The sequence below is a fragment of the Sphingomonas crusticola genome, assembly GCF_003391115.1.
GTDB lineage: Bacteria > Pseudomonadota > Alphaproteobacteria > Sphingomonadales > Sphingomonadaceae > Sphingomonas_I > Sphingomonas_I crusticola.
In genome coordinates this window covers 3,027,168-3,042,474 of sequence record NZ_QTJP01000001.1, presented here as the reverse complement: position 1 = coordinate 3,042,474, position 15,307 = coordinate 3,027,168, and the positions used below count along the sequence as shown (strand labels likewise).

General features: G+C 65.6%; 10 protein-coding genes. 5 read left to right on the top strand and 5 right to left on the bottom strand.

What is annotated here, in order from left to right:
• The first annotated feature begins 134 nt into the window (after positions 1–134).
• The 3 genes from DX905_RS14380 to DX905_RS14370 all read left to right on the top strand — a co-directional run bounded on the left by DX905_RS14380 (position 135) and on the right by DX905_RS14370 (position 5,917).
• Positions 135–587 (top strand): YaiI/YqxD family protein, encoded by a 453-nt coding sequence (locus DX905_RS14380; protein ID WP_116091957.1) that lies wholly within the window; start codon positions 135–137, stop codon positions 585–587.
• An 87-nt stretch (positions 588–674) separates the two neighbouring features.
• Positions 675–2,537 (top strand): ABC-F family ATP-binding cassette domain-containing protein, encoded by a 1,863-nt coding sequence (locus DX905_RS14375; RefSeq protein ID WP_116091956.1) that lies wholly within the window; start codon positions 675–677, stop codon positions 2,535–2,537.
• 71 nt (positions 2,538–2,608) lie between these two features.
• On the top strand, positions 2,609–5,917 hold the full coding sequence (locus DX905_RS14370) for a DUF3857 domain-containing protein (protein WP_116091955.1): 3,309 nt from the start codon (positions 2,609–2,611) through the stop codon (positions 5,915–5,917).
• A 21-nt stretch (positions 5,918–5,938) separates the two neighbouring features.
• Here DX905_RS14370 and DX905_RS14365 read toward each other — a convergent pair whose 3' ends face one another.
• Positions 5,939–6,118 (bottom strand): hypothetical protein, encoded by a 180-nt coding sequence (locus DX905_RS14365; RefSeq protein WP_116091954.1) that lies wholly within the window; start codon positions 6,116–6,118, stop codon positions 5,939–5,941.
• 85 nt (positions 6,119–6,203) lie between these two features.
• On the opposite strand from DX905_RS14365, the gene DX905_RS14360 reads away from it, so the two are divergent.
• Positions 6,204–8,681 (top strand): glycoside hydrolase family 3 protein, encoded by a 2,478-nt coding sequence (locus DX905_RS14360; RefSeq protein WP_116091953.1) that lies wholly within the window; start codon positions 6,204–6,206, stop codon positions 8,679–8,681.
• Position 8,682: 1 nt separating this feature from the next.
• Here the strand turns inward: DX905_RS14360 and DX905_RS14355 are convergent, their stop codons facing one another.
• From DX905_RS14355 to DX905_RS14345, 3 genes are all read right to left on the bottom strand, one after another.
• Positions 8,683–9,738 (bottom strand): GSCFA domain-containing protein, encoded by a 1,056-nt coding sequence (locus DX905_RS14355; RefSeq protein ID WP_116091952.1) that lies wholly within the window; start codon positions 9,736–9,738, stop codon positions 8,683–8,685.
• Entirely contained in the window at positions 9,735–10,592 is an 858-nt protein-coding gene (locus DX905_RS14350) for a WcbI family polysaccharide biosynthesis putative acetyltransferase (protein ID WP_116091951.1), read from the bottom strand. Before DX905_RS14350 ends, DX905_RS14355 begins: the two co-directional genes overlap by 4 nt.
• Before the next feature lie 69 nt (positions 10,593–10,661).
• Entirely contained in the window at positions 10,662–11,696 is a 1,035-nt protein-coding gene (locus DX905_RS14345) for an oxidoreductase (protein WP_116091950.1), read from the bottom strand.
• Positions 11,697–11,777: 81 nt separating this feature from the next.
• On the opposite strand from DX905_RS14345, the gene mgrA reads away from it, so the two are divergent.
• On the top strand, positions 11,778–12,848 hold the full coding sequence (mgrA, locus tag DX905_RS14340) for an L-glyceraldehyde 3-phosphate reductase (protein WP_116091949.1): 1,071 nt from the start codon (positions 11,778–11,780) through the stop codon (positions 12,846–12,848).
• Between the two features lie 16 nt (positions 12,849–12,864).
• Here the strand turns inward: mgrA and DX905_RS14335 are convergent, their stop codons facing one another.
• On the bottom strand, positions 12,865–15,228 hold the full coding sequence (locus DX905_RS14335) for a TonB-dependent receptor (RefSeq protein ID WP_116091948.1): 2,364 nt from the start codon (positions 15,226–15,228) through the stop codon (positions 12,865–12,867).
• Positions 15,229–15,307 lie beyond the last annotated feature (79 nt).

Here is a 15,307-nt window from a genome sequence, read left to right as displayed (position 1 = left end):
GGATGAACCGCGAGGCAATCGGGCTGGCAGCGCCGGTTCAGGTTGGGGAATGAGCGGCAGCTGAGACCAATCCGAGGCCAAGCTTGTTCGGTTGGCCGCTTTTGCCATCGTCGGCGGTCCGCTATGGGCGCTGCATGACGCCTCGCATCCTGGTCGACGCCGACGCCTGTCCGGTGAAAGAGGAGATTTACCGGGTGGCGTATCGCACCGAAGTGCCGGTCACGATCGTGTCCAACAGCCATTTGCGCGTGCCCGATCACCCGCTGATCGACCGGGTCGTGGTGAGCGACAGTTTCGATGCCGCCGACGACTGGATCGCGGAAGCCGCAGGCGCGGGCACGATCGTGGTGACGGCCGACATCCTGCTCGCGGATCGCTGCATCAAGGCGGGCGCGGCCGTGCTCGCGCCGACCGGCAAGCCTTTCACCGCGAGCGGCATCGGAGCGGCGATCGCGACGCGCGCGATCATGGCCGATCTGCGCGCCGGCGGGGATCAACTGGGCGGGCCGGCGCCTTTTTCCAAGGTGGATCGATCCCGGTTTTTGCAGGCACTCGACGAGGCGATCGGCCGCCTGAAACGGGGTTAGACGCCGTTCCGTTTCGGCGGGTGGAGCAAGAAGCTGTTCGCACATGCAGCACTACCCTTGGCGGCGCAGTCGTGATAGGCGCGCGCTATGCTCAATCTGAACGGCATTACGGTGCGCCTTGGCGGACGCACGATCCTCAACGCTGCCAGCGCGACGCTGCCGGCGCGCAGCCGCGTCGGGCTGATCGGGCGCAACGGCGCCGGCAAGTCGACCCTCATGAAGGCGATCATCGGCCAGATCGATCCCGACGAGGGCGCGATCGAGATGCCACGCGGCACGCGCATCGGCTATATCGCGCAGGAGGCGCCGAGCGGCACCGCCACGCCGATCGACACGGTGCTCGCCGCCGATACCGAGCGCGCGGCCTTGCTGGCGGAGAGCGAAACCTGCCACGATCCCGACCGGCTGGGCGAGGTGCATGAGCGGCTGATCGCGATCGACGCCTATGGCGCGCCATCGCGCGCGGCGCGGATCCTGGTCGGCCTGGGCTTCGACGATGCGATGCAACAGCGGCCGCTCGACAGCTATTCCGGCGGGTGGAAGATGCGCGTCGCGCTGGCGGCGTTGCTATTCTCCGAGCCCGACCTGCTGCTGCTCGACGAGCCTTCGAACCATCTCGATCTCGAAGCGACCTTGTGGCTGGAGACCTTCCTCAAATCCTATCCGGCGATGATGGTGGTGATCAGCCACGAGCGCGACCTGCTCAACAATGTCGTCGATAATATCCTCCACCTCGAAGGCGGCAAGGTGACGCTATACGCCGGCGGCTACGATTCGTTCGAGCGGCAGCGCGCCGAGCGCGCCGCGCAACTCGCGGCGGCCAAGGCCAACCAGGATGCGCAGCGCGCCAAGCTGCAGGATTTCATCGCGCGCAACAGCGCGCGCGCCTCGACTGCCAAGCAGGCGCAGTCGCGCGTCAAGGCGCTGGCACGGATGCAGCCGATCGCGGCGATGGCCGAGGATCCGACTTTGTCATTCGACTTCCCCGATCCCGAAGAATTGCGACCGCCTTTGATCACGCTCGACCTGGCGAGCGTCGGCTATGCTGGGACGCCGATCCTGCAGCGGCTCAACCTGCGGATCGACCCCGACGACCGGGTCGCTTTGCTGGGGCGCAACGGCAACGGCAAGACCACGCTCGCCCGCCTGCTCGCCGCGCAGCTTGCGCCGATGGATGGCGAAATGAATGCGTCGGGCAAGATGCGCGTCGGCTATTTCACCCAATATCAGGTGGAGGAGCTCGACAGCGACGACACGCCGCTCGAGCATATGACGCGGGTGATGCAGGGCAAAACGCCGGCGGCGGTACGCGCGCAGCTCGGCCGCTTCGGCTTTTCCGGCGACCGCGCCACGAGCAAGGTCGGCAAGATGTCGGGCGGCGAGAAGGCGCGGCTCGCGTTGGCACTGATCACGCGTGACGCGCCGCACATGCTGATCCTCGACGAGCCGACCAACCATCTCGACGTCGATGCACGCGAGGCACTGGTGCAGGCGCTCAACAGCTATTCGGGCGCGGTTTTGCTGGTGAGCCACGATCGCCACATGCTGGAGCTGACCGCCGACCGGCTGGTATTGGTCGACGAGGGCACGGCGCGCGAGTTCGAGGGCAGCATCGACGATTATACCGACCTGATCCTCGGCAAGAACCAGCCGAAGAAGGACGGGGCCAAGTTCGGCAAGAAGGACAAGAAAGCGGCGGCCGCCCAGCGCGAGGCGGCGGCGGCGTTGCGCAAACAGGTGCAGGAGCATGAGGCGGCGGTGGCCAAGCTCACCGCCGACCAGAGCGCGATAGATCTGGCGATGTTCGATCCCAAGCAGGCGGAGCCCAAGCTTGCACAACTGGCGATGAGCGACCTGATGAAGCGGCGCGCGGACGTGGCGGCGGCATTGGAGCAGGCCGAAGCCCGCTGGATGGAAGCGAGTGAGCAGCTGGAGCGGCAGGCGGCCTAGCATCAAGCGGGCTCGACCCTGCTAACGCGAGCCTCTACTCCGGAACCCGGGTTCAGTCGGGGGCTTGTGTGATGCGCGCGTTATCCGCGTCTTTGCTGTTGTGGACGATATCGGTCGGCGCGCTGGCGGCGGTGCCCGCTCCTGTGGAAAGGGCAGCCGTCCGGCGGTCGGAACGGCCGGTGATCGGCCCGCCGGAATCATGGGTGTTGCCGGCCGCGGTGCCGCCCGCGCCTGCCGCTGCTGAAGGCGCCTCGACGGTCGATCTCCTGTCCGATGCCCAGGTGCGGTTCAGCGCGGACGGCGACAGCACCTATCGCGCCGTGATCTATCGGATCGCGACCCCGCAAGGACTGGAGGACGGCGCGCTTCAGATCAGCTGGGATCCCGATCTGCAATCGGTGACGTTGCACCATTACCGGCTGCTGCGGGATGGCAAGACGATCGACCTGCTGGGCGACGGATCGAAGCTGATCGTGGTGCGCCGCGAAACCAATCTCGAGCGGGCGGCGCTCGACGGCGAACTCACCGCAACGCTGCAGCCCGAAGATGTACGCGTCGGCGACGTGATCGACCTGGCCTATACCCGCACGCGGCGCGATCCGGCGATGGCCGGCAAATCGGAAATATTGATCGGGCCAAATGACGGGGTGCCGTTCGGGCGCAACCGGGTGCGTATCTTGTGGCCGGCAAGCAAGAAGATCACCTGGCGGGCCTTTCCGGGGGTGATTCAGCCCCGGGCCGGCCGCGTGGGCGCGGATAATGAGCTGGTGTCCGATCTGAGCAACGTGACAACGCCGCGGCCGCCCCGGGGCGCGCCGTCGCGCTTCAAGGTAGTGAATGCGGTGGAAGCTACCGAATTTGCGGACTGGCCCTCCGTGTCGCGTGTCTTCGCTCCCTTCTACCTCAAGGCCGGCACGCTCCCCCCGCAAAGCCCGCTGCGGGCGGAGGCGGCGCGCATCGCTCAATCCTCATCCGATCCCAAAGTCAGAGCCGAGCTCGCGCTCGCGCTTGTGCAGCAACAGGTCCGCTACCTGTTCCTCGGCATGGATGATGGGGGCTATGTTCCCGCCGACGCCGACCTCACCTGGTCGCGCCGCTTCGGCGACTGCAAGGCCAAGACGGTGTTGCTGGTCGCGTTGCTCAAGGAATTGGGCATCGATGCCCGCCCGGTTCTGGTCCACACCACCGACGGCGATTTCCTGGCAACGCGCCTGCCGATGATGGGATCGTTCGACCATGCCATCGTCGAAGCGCGGATCGGCGGACGCAGTTACTGGCTGGACGGCACCCGCCTCGGCGACCGCAAGCTCGATCGGCTGCGGACGCCTAACTACAAGGTCGGCCTGCCGATCGTCGCGCAGGGTGCCGCCCTGGAGCCGTTGACGCCCGAACCGCTGACCCAGCCGACCGAGACGACATCGCTGACGCTCGACGCGAGTGCGGGCATAGATGTTCCCGCCCCGGCCAAGGCCGAGATGCGTTTCCGGGGCGATTCCGCAGTCGACATGCGGCTCAAATATTCCGAGCTGTCCGCGACCGACCGGGATGTTGCGCTGCGCAAGCTGTGGCGCGAGACCTATGACTTCGTCGTGCCGCAGGCGGTGGCGATTAGCGACGATGCCGAGAGTGGCGATTTCCTACTCACCATGGTCGGAACCGCGCGCATGGCCTGGGACGAAGAGGTCGGGACCCGCTGGTACGAGGCCGATCGTGCGCGCCTCGGCTGGAAGTTCGACGATACGCGCGAAGACACGCTCAACAGGGATGCGCCATTCGCGTTCGATTATCCCGATTGGTGGCAGTCCAAAGAGACAATCATGCTTCCGTACAAGGGTGCAGGTTTCCGGTTGCAGGGCGACGATGTCGATAAGACGATCGGCGGGCTTTACGCCTTCCACCGCAAGATCGGGATCCAGGACGGCGTCATGACGATGGAGGCCGATACGCGCGCGCTGGCGGCGGAACTGCCTGCCGCGCAGGCGGCGCAGACGCGGCTGCAGATGGCCGAACTTGCCCGCACCGGCGTGTATGTGCGCCTGCCCAATGATTATCTCGCGACCGACGCCGACATGGCGGCGCTGAAGGATGACAAGGCTGCCAGCGCGCAAGCCTATCTGCATCGTGGCGCGATCCACTTCGACCGCGGCGAGCTGGACGCCAGCATCGCTGACGAAGATGCCGCGATCGCATTGAAACCCGATCAGGCGCTCGCTCACTCGGTACGCGCAATGGCGCTGGCGGCGAAGGGCGACATGCGAGGCGAGGCGGCCGCGGACAAGGCGCTGGCGCTCGACCCCAAGCAGGGTCTGGCGTGGCGTAGCAAGGGCGTGTTGGCGCTGCAAAGCGGTCGTTTTGCTGACGCGGACCACGACTTCACGCAGGATCTGGCGCTCAACGAGAATGACGAACACGGCCTTGTCGGGCGTGGCACGGCGCGCGTGCAGCTTGGCCGGTTCGCGGACGGGCTGGCCGATATCGACGCCGCGCTTGCGATCGCCCCCAAGATCCCGATCCGTGCCGTAAGGGCGCAGGCGCTGCTCGGGCTGGGCCGCAAGGACGAGGCGTCGGCCGAAGCGGATCGAGCGGTCGCGGCGCAGCCGAACGACGCGAACGTGCGGCAGCTTCGGGTGGGACTGCGTTCTATGGTCGGCCTGAACGCTGAAGCGATTGCCGATCTGGATGTACTGATCGCCGCCAAGCCGCAGGCAGAATATTATGCCAGCCGCGCCATGTTGTGGCCGGCCGCCGATCGGGCCCGGCGTACGGCCGACATCGGCGCAGCGCTGCGGCTTGATCCGGCCAATCTGCTGGCACTTTCCATGCGTGCCAATGACGAGATCGAAGCAGGCGCCCTTGACCAGGCCGAAGCCGATATCGCCGCAGCCGACAAAGTGGACCGCAACGGGCGGGCGACGGAGGGGCTGCATTCGGCATTGCTCGTCAAGCGCGGACGACTGCGCGAAGCCTTGGAGCTGGCCAACAGGATCGTCGCCAAGCATCCCGAGGACGCCATGGCATTCAACAACCGATGCTGGCTGAAGGCCACGCTGAATCTGTCGGCCGATACGGCGCTGGCCGATTGCGAAGCCGCGCTCAAGCTGGCCCCGGGCAGCCCGGCAATTCTCGACAGCCGCGCTTTCGCGAAGCTGCGGATGGGAACGCTGGACGGCGCAATCGAAGATTATAATGCCGTGCTCAAAATCGCCCCGAACCTTCCCGCCTCCCTCTATGGGCGTGGGCTGGCACGCGCGCGGAAGGGCGACCGGGAAGGAGCGCTGAGCGATATCGCCGCAGCGCGTAAGCTCAGCCCTGCGATCGACGCGCGGTTTGCGACCTTCGGGATGAATCCGCCTGACGCGCCGGCGGCCCCGCACCCCTGAGCGAGGTCCGGCTGCCCGTCTTCAATGAAGCTTCGCGATGCTGAGGCCGTCGGCCTTGGCGCGTTCCTTGATCGATTCCTCGCTGCGGGTGAGCGCCTTGGCGATGGCACGCAACGGCATGCCCTTCTTGGCAAGTGTGTGGAGCTTCTGCAGCTCGTCCTGCCGCCAGGGTTGACGATGCCGTTCGAACTTCTCGGCCATGGCATGTCCTTTGTTTGCGGTTGACGCTGCGCGGCGGCGCCAGCATCCCCAACGGCTATAAGACGAGAACCGGACGGGAGGAACTATGCGTTTCCGGCAGCTGCTTTTGGGCGCCCTGTGCGCCGGGATCACCCTTCCTGTCAGCGCGCAACAGGCGCATCCGGAGCTGTGGCCCGCGGCGCATAGCCCGCTGGCGCCGGACGCCAAGATGGAGGCGCGGATTACGGCGATGCTCGGCCGCATGAGCATCGAGGAAAAGGTCGGGCAGACGCTCCAGCCGGAGATGAAGTTCCTGACGCCCGCCGACGTCGCCAAATATCATATCGGCAGCATCGAGAATGGCGGAGGCTCCGTCCCGGGCGGCAACAAGCATGCCGGCCTCGCCGATTGGCTGAAGGTGATCGACGGTTTCTGGCGGGCATCGGTCGACCCCGCAAACAAGGGCGAGCGCATCCCGCTGATGTGGGCATCGGACGCGGTCCATGGTCACAACAATGTCTTCGGCGCGACCATCTTCCCGCACAATATCGGGCTGGGTGCGGCGCGCGATCCGCGGCTGATCGAGCGGATCGGGAGGGCGACGGCGGAGGAGGTGCGCGCGACCGGCATGGACTGGTCGTTCGCACCTGTGCTGGCGGTGGTGCGCGACGATCGTTGGGGGCGCACGTACGAAAGCTATTCGGAGGATCCGGCGTTGGTCGCTTCCTATGCCGGCGCGATGGTGCGTGGGCTGCAAGGAAGCGGCAAGACCTTCCTCGACCGGGATCATGTCGTCGCCAGCGCCAAGCATTTCCTGGGCGACGGCGGCACCGACGGCGGGCGCGATCAGGGCGACAATCGCGCGAGCGAGGCGGCACTGCGCGATATACACGGCGCGGGCTATCCCCCCGCGATCGACGCGGGGGTGCAGGTGGTGATGGTCAGCTTCTCAAGCTGGCAGGGGCAGAAGATGCACGCCAATGCCAGCCTGATCACCGACGTGCTCAAGCGGCGCATGGGGTTTGACGGCATTGCGATGGGTGACTGGAATGCGCACGGCCAGGTGCCGGGTTGCACCAATGGCGACTGCCCGATCTCCACCAATGCCGGCATCGACGTCTATGACGTGCCCGAAGATTGGAAGGCCTTGTTCGAGAACAGTGTGCGGGAGGTGAAGGCGGGCACCATACCGCTGGCGCGGCTGGACGATCAGGTACGGCGCGTGCTGCGCGTAAAACTGCGCGCGGGCCTGTTCGACGAGGGGCTGCCCTCAACACGGCCGCATGCGGGCGACACGAGCTTGCTGGGCTCGCCGGCTCACCGCGCGGTCGCGCGAGAGGCAGTGCGCAAGAGCCTGGTGCTGCTCAAGAACGATGCCGGCCTGCTGCCCCTGAACCCGCGCCAGCATATCCTGGTCGCGGGCGCGGGGGCCGACAGCATCATGAAGCAGACCGGCGGCTGGTCGCTATCCTGGCAGGGCAATGATAATGCGAACACCGATTTCCCCGGAGCGACGTCGATCTGGGGCGGAATAGAGGCCGCTGTACGCGCGGCGGGCGGAACCGCGACGCTCAGCCCGGACGGAGGTTTCACGGCGAAGCCCGACGCGGCGATCGTGGTGTTCGGCGAAAATCCCTATGCCGAATTCCAGGGCGATCAGGCTGACGTGGCGCTCCATAGCGAGAATGCGGAAAGCCTGGCGCTGCTGCGCAAACTCAAGGCGGCGGGCGTGCCGACGGTGGCGGTACTGATTTCGGGACGGCCGCTCTACCTCAACCCGCAGATCAACGCGGCCGACGCGTTTGTCGCAGCGTGGCTGCCGGGCTCGGAGGGTGCAGGCGTCGCAGACGTGCTGCTGGCGAAGGCCAACGGACGGCCTAATTTCGACTTTGCCGGCAAATTGTCCTTCTCCTGGCCCAGAAGCCCCGACCAGACGCCGCTCAATGTCGGCGACCCAGGCTATGATCCGCAATTCGCTTATGGCTATGGCCTGCGTTACGGAGATACGGCCAAGGTTGGCCTGCTCCGGGAAGTGGCGATCGCATCGCCCGCGGCCGAGCGGGGCGTGTTCCTGAAGGACGGGATCGGCGTCAACGGCTTCGCGCTGTCGATCGGCGACGCGCAGGCGCCACGCATCGCCGCCGTGGGATCGCGCATGGCAACCTATGGCAAGGAAGCGCTGACGCTGCGCCAGATCGACCGGAACCGCCAACAGGATGCCTGGGCGGCGCGCTGGAGCGGCGCCGAGCCCGCGTGGATCGAGCTATACAGTCCGACGCCGGTCGACCTTGCGCGCGAAGCCAATGGCGCCATGGTGCTGACCGTAGCGCTGCGCATGGTGCAGATGCCGGCGCACAGGCTCGAGATCAGCATGGGCGGCGCCGCGCCGGCGGCCAGCGCACTTGCCGCGCCGCTCACCGGACCGACCGGACAGTGGCAGACGCTGCGTATTCCGCTGCGCTGTTTCGGCGGCGACCTCGCAAAGGTGCAGTCGATCCGTCTCTCCACCGATGGTGCTGCGGCGTTCGATCTCGGCAACATCGCTGTCCAGGAAACGCGTGCGGGCGATCGCTGTCCCGGCTAGCTCAGGATTTGCCGGGCCTTAGCGCCTCGATCATCGCCTCGTCGCAGATCACATTGGATCCCCCGGGCTCCAATTCCGGGACAGGGGCGGCAGCGCTCAGCGGCACGCCGGCAACATAATGGCGGGCGAAGACGCGCATGACATGGGCGACACCAAGCTCGTTCACCTCCCGCATATCCTCTTCAAAATAGACGCCCGCGGTCGCGGGGCCGGTGATGATTTCGTAGGAGGGGAAATAATCGACCCAGGCGAAGCGCCGGGACACCGCATCCGCGGCGACCCGCAACGCCGCCTTGCTGTAGGCGGTGGATACCAGGACGTGACGGTCTTCGTAGGTCGCGATCAGCGGCACCGGCGAGACAGTGAGCAACACCCGCACGCGCGGATTGATGGCGCGCATGCGTTCCAGTGCCGCAGCGAGATCCGCCTCGACCTCGGCCGCGCTGAAGTTGACGAATTCGTGCAAATCCGGCTCGTAGCTGCCACCGGCAACGCCGGGGGCGAGCGGATAGATCGAACCGTCCGCGCGCGAACGCCAGGCTTCGGTCAGGCCGAGCGTGAAGACGAACACATCAAGCTCGGCCACCAGCCGGCGCACGGCGGCGAGATGAAGTTCACGGTCAGCGGCGACCGCTTCCCGCGAGGAGAAACCGTCCGGCTCGACCGTCTGCCGGAACGGATCGATCCAGCCGCCATTACGTCCAGGCCAGGCTTTATCGACCGGCTGGCGACCATCGAACGCCTCTTCTAGCAGCTGACGCCATTGCGCGGCGGTGTAGATATTTCCGTAGCGCGCCGAGAATAGGCCATATTGGCGGCGGCGGGCTTCCTCGTCGGACAGACCCTCACCGCTTTCCGCCACGAAATAGTGCAGGCCCATGCCGGCGATCGCGCGCGCGATATGCTGCGCGAAGCAGGAGCCGGCAGTCGCCACGCGATCGGAAGGACCAATCCGGAAGCCCGAGGCGGTGACGGGATCGATCAGGTGCGATTCCGTGGCCGAGATCGCGCGCCGCCAATAGTGATGATCGGGAAGATCGCGATAGGGGTTGCTCATAATGCGGCCCGGATCGCTTCGCGCAGGCGGAGCAAGCGCGGCTGGATGTACCATTTGACCCGCAGGCGCGATCGGTCCCACGCGGCGTAGTCGGCGAGGCTGCGCTCGAGAAAGCCCATCAGGTCGAGCGGGGTGGGATCGTTGGGAGCGTGGAACAGATAAGCGCCGCGCACCCCCAGGTGTGCCCCGATCGCCGGATAGATCGGCCAAGTCGTGCCCGCCAAGGCGTCGGGCGGCGGCATGGCATCGGCATGGATCGGGCGGCCGATTTTTGCCAGCACCGCATGCGCGAAGTCGAACAATATTTCGATCTTGGGATGGTTGATCGTGTGCATGAACGAGCGGCCGCGCGATCGCCGTACGAAGGTTGCGCCGATCTCCAGACCATGGGCCCGGAACCGTTCGATCATGGTGTCGCGCTCGGGTATCCAGAAATCGAAATAGCCGGCGGCCGTGAAGATTTCGGGGTTGAACAGCGACGCGGCTTGTTCGGCGGAAAGCCCTTCCTTGTAAGCGGCGAGCGCGATCATGCTGTGATAGGGGCCAGCGAAGCCGTTGACTGCCTCCCCATCCGCGAAGACGTAGACGCAATCGGGATGGTATGCGTGGAACTGGAAGCTCGGTACATGCGCATAAGCAGGCAGCGTAAAAGGCTTGCCGGCAGCCCAGTCCCGGATTTCCGGCATGACCACCGCAAAATCATAGCCGCTGAAATGATCCGGGTCCTCGGCGATCCGCCGCGCGAATTCCCAATGATCGCAGGCGGTGCAATCCACGTCTTTCGCCAGGCTCTGGATACTGCTGGCGAGACCGAAGCTCTGGCAATTGGCAATGACGACCCAGCGTTCGCGCATGCTTCGTCCTATGGGGCGGGCCATGTGTCTGTCCAGATCGCAGACTCGCGATCCCAAGCGGACCAGCGGTCAGGAGCGGGTAAAGTCGAGCACGCGCCCCTCGTGCGCGCTGCGGCGGGCGCATTCGATGATGCGCAGGCCGGCGATCGCATCCGCGGGATCGACCGGCGGCGGCGCCTGGTCGAGGATTGCATCGGCGACGGCGCGGTAGAAGAGCCTCCAGTCACCGCGTGCGCTCGGCAGCGGCTGGGAACCTGCGGCGTCGGTGAGTATGCCATGATCCTCCGGTGGCTCGACACCGAAGCCGGGATCGTCGGGGGCTGTACCCGCGCGCAACGCGGCCTCCTGCGGATCGATGCCATATTTGACGAAGCTGCCGCGCATGCCGTGGAGCGCGAAACGTGGGCGAGGCGCAGCCAGCAGCGTCGCAGCCGAGAGGATCACGCGGCGCGCACCATAATGGAGGGTGAGCTCGAAATAATCGTCGACGCGGCTTGCTGGGCGCTGGCAGGCAATGTCGCCGACGATCCGGTCGGGATCACCGAACAGGCGAAGCGCCTGATCGATCAAATGTGGGCCGAGATCGACCAGCACCCCGCTGCCCGCGCCCGGCTCTTCCTTCCAGCCGGGCTTGATCTCAGGCCGGAAGCGATCCCAGCGCAATTCCGCCAGTGCGATCTCGCCCAACCGGCCGCTCGCGACGAGCGCAGCTACGGTGAGGAAGTCGCTGTCCCAGCGGCGATTGTGGAAGACGGTCAGCATGCGGTCTTGCGCCTTCGCCAGCGCAATCAGTGCCTCGCTATCTGCCACGTCGAGCGCGAACGGCTTGTCGACGACGACATGCTTGCCGGCCGCCAGCGCCTCGCGCGTGAGCGGGACGTGCGTCTGGTTGGGCGTCGCGACGACGACGAGGTCGATGCTCTCGTCGGCGAAGACGGCCGCCGTATCGGGGGAGACGAGCGCGGCGGGAAAGGCCTGTGCCACCGCGTCCGCCTGACGGGTGACCACGCGGGTCAGCGAGAAGCGAGGCTCGCACGCGATCAGCGGCGCGTGAAACGATGCGCCGGCAAGCCCGTACCCGATCAGCGCCACATTTATCGTCATGCACCCTCCTCCAGCTGCCGCCGGTTATAGACATTCGCACGTACCGCGATAATGGCCGCTCGCGTCAAGCAGGAGCGACCAATGGCCTTCCCCGCCCCCTATATTGCCGACCCGGCACGCTATGACGGGCGCATGCCGTACCGCCGCTGCGGACGCAGCGGGCTGGACCTGCCCGCGATCTCGCTTGGCCTGTGGCAGAATTTCGGCGGGGCTGACGTGTTCGAGACCGGCCGCGCGATGCTGCGCCGCGCATTCGACCGCGGCGTCACCCACTTCGATCTCGCGAACAATTACGGCCCGCCCTATGGCTCGGCCGAAGAGAATTTCGGCAAGGTGCTGGCAACCGACTTCGCCGGCCATCGCGACGAACTGATCATCTCGACCAAAGCCGGGTGGGACATGTGGCCGGGACCCTATGGCGATGTCGGCAGCAGCAAGAAATATCTGGTCGCGAGCCTCGACCAGAGCCTCAAGCGGATGGGGATCGATTATGTCGACATCTTCTATTCGCACCGCGTCGATCCCAAGACGCCGCTGGAGGAGACGATGGGCGCGCTCGCCCAGATCCATGCGCAGGGCAAGGCATTGTATGTCGGCATTTCCAGCTACGAACCCGGACTGACACGCAAGGCGGCGGCGATCCTGGCCGAGTATAAGGTGCCGCTGCTGATCCATCAGCCGAGCTACTCGATGCTGAACCGCTGGATCGAAGAGGAATTGCTCGGCACGCTCGACCAGCTCGGGACCGGTTGCATCGCCTTCTCGCCGATCGCCCAAGGGCTGCTCAGCGACCGTTACCTTAACGGCGTGCCCGAAGGCGCGCGCGCGTCCAAGGGTGGATCGTTCAAGCCCGAGCTGATCAAGCCCGAGACGATCGAGCATATCCGCGCGCTCAACGACATCGCCAAGCGCCGCGGCCAAAGCCTCGCGCAGATGGCGATCGCCTGGGTGCTGCGCGATCGGCGCGTCACCTCGGCGCTGATCGGCGCGCGCACCGTCGAGCAGCTCGACGATTCACTGGATGCGGTGAACAATCTGACGTTCGACCAGGCCGAACTCGATGCGATCGACGGCCATGCGCGCGACAGCGGCATCAATATCTGGCGCGGCTCCTCCGACATCACGCAGGTGCCGGAGGGTACGCGCGGGTAAGCCGGCGCGACGCGCGCTACAGGGCCAACCGCAGGGTAGCGCCAAACACACGCGGTGCCCCGAGCTGGCCCAGGAACACGACCGGTGCGGCGCCGACGATCGAGCTGGTCGAGAGGTTCTGATAATATTTCTTGTCGAACGCATTCTCGACCCAGGCTGACAGATCGTAACGCCCGTTGGCGAAGGTCGCACCGACACGGAACTGGGCGGTACCATAGCCGGGCACCAACCCGTATGGACCATCATCGACCGTGCCATACATGTTCGAGCGATAGGAATAGCGGGCGAGCGCATAGGGCCGCACACCGCGGCTCGTTTCGAAATGCAGGTCGACGATCGCGTTGGCGGTCCATTTGGGCGCCTGGTAGACGCGCCGCCCGGTGAGATCGCACGTGCCGGTGACGCCGACCGGGCACGGCGCGTTGCGGTACGACGTATAATAAGCGTCGTTATAGGCGCCATTGGCGGACAGGGTCAGCTCTGGGCTGACCCGCCAATTGGCGTCCGCCTCGACGCCGCGCGCGCGGACGTTGCCGACATTGGCGAGATAGGAGCGATTGCCGTTGCTCGGAACGATGTTGGCCTGCAGGCCCGATAGCGAGGTGCGGTAGACGCTAAGGTTGAGTGTCAGGCGATCACCGAACAATTGCTGCTTCAGGCCGGCTTCCCAATCGCGCACCTTTTCGGGATCGAGGATCAGCGGCGTGCCCGCCGAGACTGCCGAATTGAGGTTGAGGCCGGCGCCCTTGTAGCCGGTCGAATAAGAGACATAGGCAAGCAGGTTCCTGGTCGGCTTCCACGACAGGCTGGCGAGCCAGGACGTGTCGTTATTGCTGACCGAAACGTCATAGTGGAATGGGATCGATGTCGCCGGATTCGGCGTGCCGCGGTTCGACGTGTCGGAAACGCCGCTACGCTTATCGTGCGTGTAGCGGATGCCGCCGGTCGCGGTCAGCGTCGGCGTGATCTCGAAATTGGCCTGGCCGAAGGCGGCGAGACTCGTGGATGTGGTGTCGACGTCATCGATATATTGCGAGCCCGGCGCGATATTGATCGCCGCCGCATTGGGGTTCGCGAGCCGGGCATAAGCGGTGTAGAATGCCGAGGCATCGTAACCGAACTGGTTGAGGATATAATGATCGCGCAGGCGCTGGTGGAAATAATAGGCCCCCGCCTGCCAACTGAACCGCCCAGGCGCTGAGGCAAGGCGGAATTCCTGCGAATATTGGTCGTCGCGCGTCCTCGCGACATTGACCTGAATCACGTCGAGCGGCGTGTTGTCGCTGTCCTGCAGCGGATTGAAATACCAATGGCGATAGGCACTGATCGAGGTCGCGGTCGCGAAGCCGAGATCCCATTCCGCCTGCAGCGAGGTGCCGCCCTGATGCGTACGCATCTGCTGGGGCGCATTGTTACGGGTATAGTGGGTCGTTGCGACCGGGACATAACCCAGCTGCGCCAGCGCGTTGAGCGTGCGCGCGGTGGTCGCGCTCAGGGAAGCTGGGAGCACTGTCTTAATCACGCTGACGCAGCAGGTGTCGTCCTCCTGCGAATAATCCCCCAGCAGGCGGATCTTGAGCTTGCTGGTCGGCGTCAGCAGCAATTGGACCCGGCCGCCGCTGCGGCCGATACTGTTGGCAGGCGAACCGGTGGTGATATTCTTCAGCACACCGTCGCGATGCGTGTTGAACCCGGTGACCCGAAAAGCGAGCAGATCGTCGATGATCGGCCCCGTGACGCTCACGCGTTCCTGATTATAATTGCGGCTGCCGCCAGAAATTTCGCCGGTCAGGCCGAACTCGAAGCTGGGTGCGCGCGTCGTGATATTGAGCACGCCGGCGGAGCTGTTGCGCCCGAACAAGGTTCCCTGCGGCCCGCGTAGCACCTCAACCCGATCGACATCGATCAGGTCGGCCAGCGCCATGCCGGGACGGCCGAGATAGACATTGTCGATATAGACGCCGACCGAGCTATCGAGCCCGTCGGACGCGCTCGACACGCCGATGCCGCGGATCGCGACCGAGCTGTTGCGCGGGTTCGAATTGAAGGCAGTCAGGCTCGGCGTCTGCTGCTGGACGTCGGCAAGCGTAAACGCGCCGGTGCGTTCGAGCCCCGCGCCCGACAGCACCGACAGCGCAACCGGCACATCCTGCGCGCGCTCGACCTGATGGCGGGCGGTCACCACGATTTCGCCTGCATCACCGACATCGGTCATGGCGGGGTCAGCGGCCTCCGGCCTGTCGGCGCCCGTCGAAGCAGCTGCAGCCGAGGTGGCCGCGTCGGCCGATGCAAGCTGGACATTTTGCGCGGCAGCACCCCCGGCCAGCAGCATTGCCGCCAGCACCGCGGCCGATGTTGCCGAAAAACGAGCCTGGTTCATATGATCGCCCCTTCCCTTTGTCAGGGCGACGCCGACTAGAAACCTATTTCCCTAGTAGGTAACTATGGAATCTAGGGGA

Bases quoted from the DNA above. Each gene is read 5' to 3' on its own strand.
- DX905_RS14380 (WP_116091957.1), top strand. From the start codon at position 135: ATGACGCCTCGCATCCTGGTCGACGCCGACGCCTGTCCGGTGAAAGAG.
- DX905_RS14375 (WP_116091956.1), top strand. From the start codon at position 675: ATGCTCAATCTGAACGGCATTACGGTGCGCCTTGGCGGACGCACGATC.
- DX905_RS14370 (WP_116091955.1), top strand. From the start codon at position 2,609: ATGCGCGCGTTATCCGCGTCTTTGCTGTTGTGGACGATATCGGTCGGC.
- DX905_RS14365 (WP_116091954.1), bottom strand. From the start codon at position 6,118: ATGGCCGAGAAGTTCGAACGGCATCGTCAACCCTGGCGGCAGGACGAG.
- DX905_RS14360 (WP_116091953.1), top strand. From the start codon at position 6,204: ATGCGTTTCCGGCAGCTGCTTTTGGGCGCCCTGTGCGCCGGGATCACC.
- DX905_RS14355 (WP_116091952.1), bottom strand. From the start codon at position 9,738: ATGAGCAACCCCTATCGCGATCTTCCCGATCATCACTATTGGCGGCGC.
- DX905_RS14350 (WP_116091951.1), bottom strand. From the start codon at position 10,592: ATGCGCGAACGCTGGGTCGTCATTGCCAATTGCCAGAGCTTCGGTCTC.
- DX905_RS14345 (WP_116091950.1), bottom strand. From the start codon at position 11,696: ATGACGATAAATGTGGCGCTGATCGGGTACGGGCTTGCCGGCGCATCG.
- mgrA (WP_116091949.1), top strand. From the start codon at position 11,778: ATGGCCTTCCCCGCCCCCTATATTGCCGACCCGGCACGCTATGACGGG.
- DX905_RS14335 (WP_116091948.1), bottom strand. From the start codon at position 15,228: ATGAACCAGGCTCGTTTTTCGGCAACATCGGCCGCGGTGCTGGCGGCA.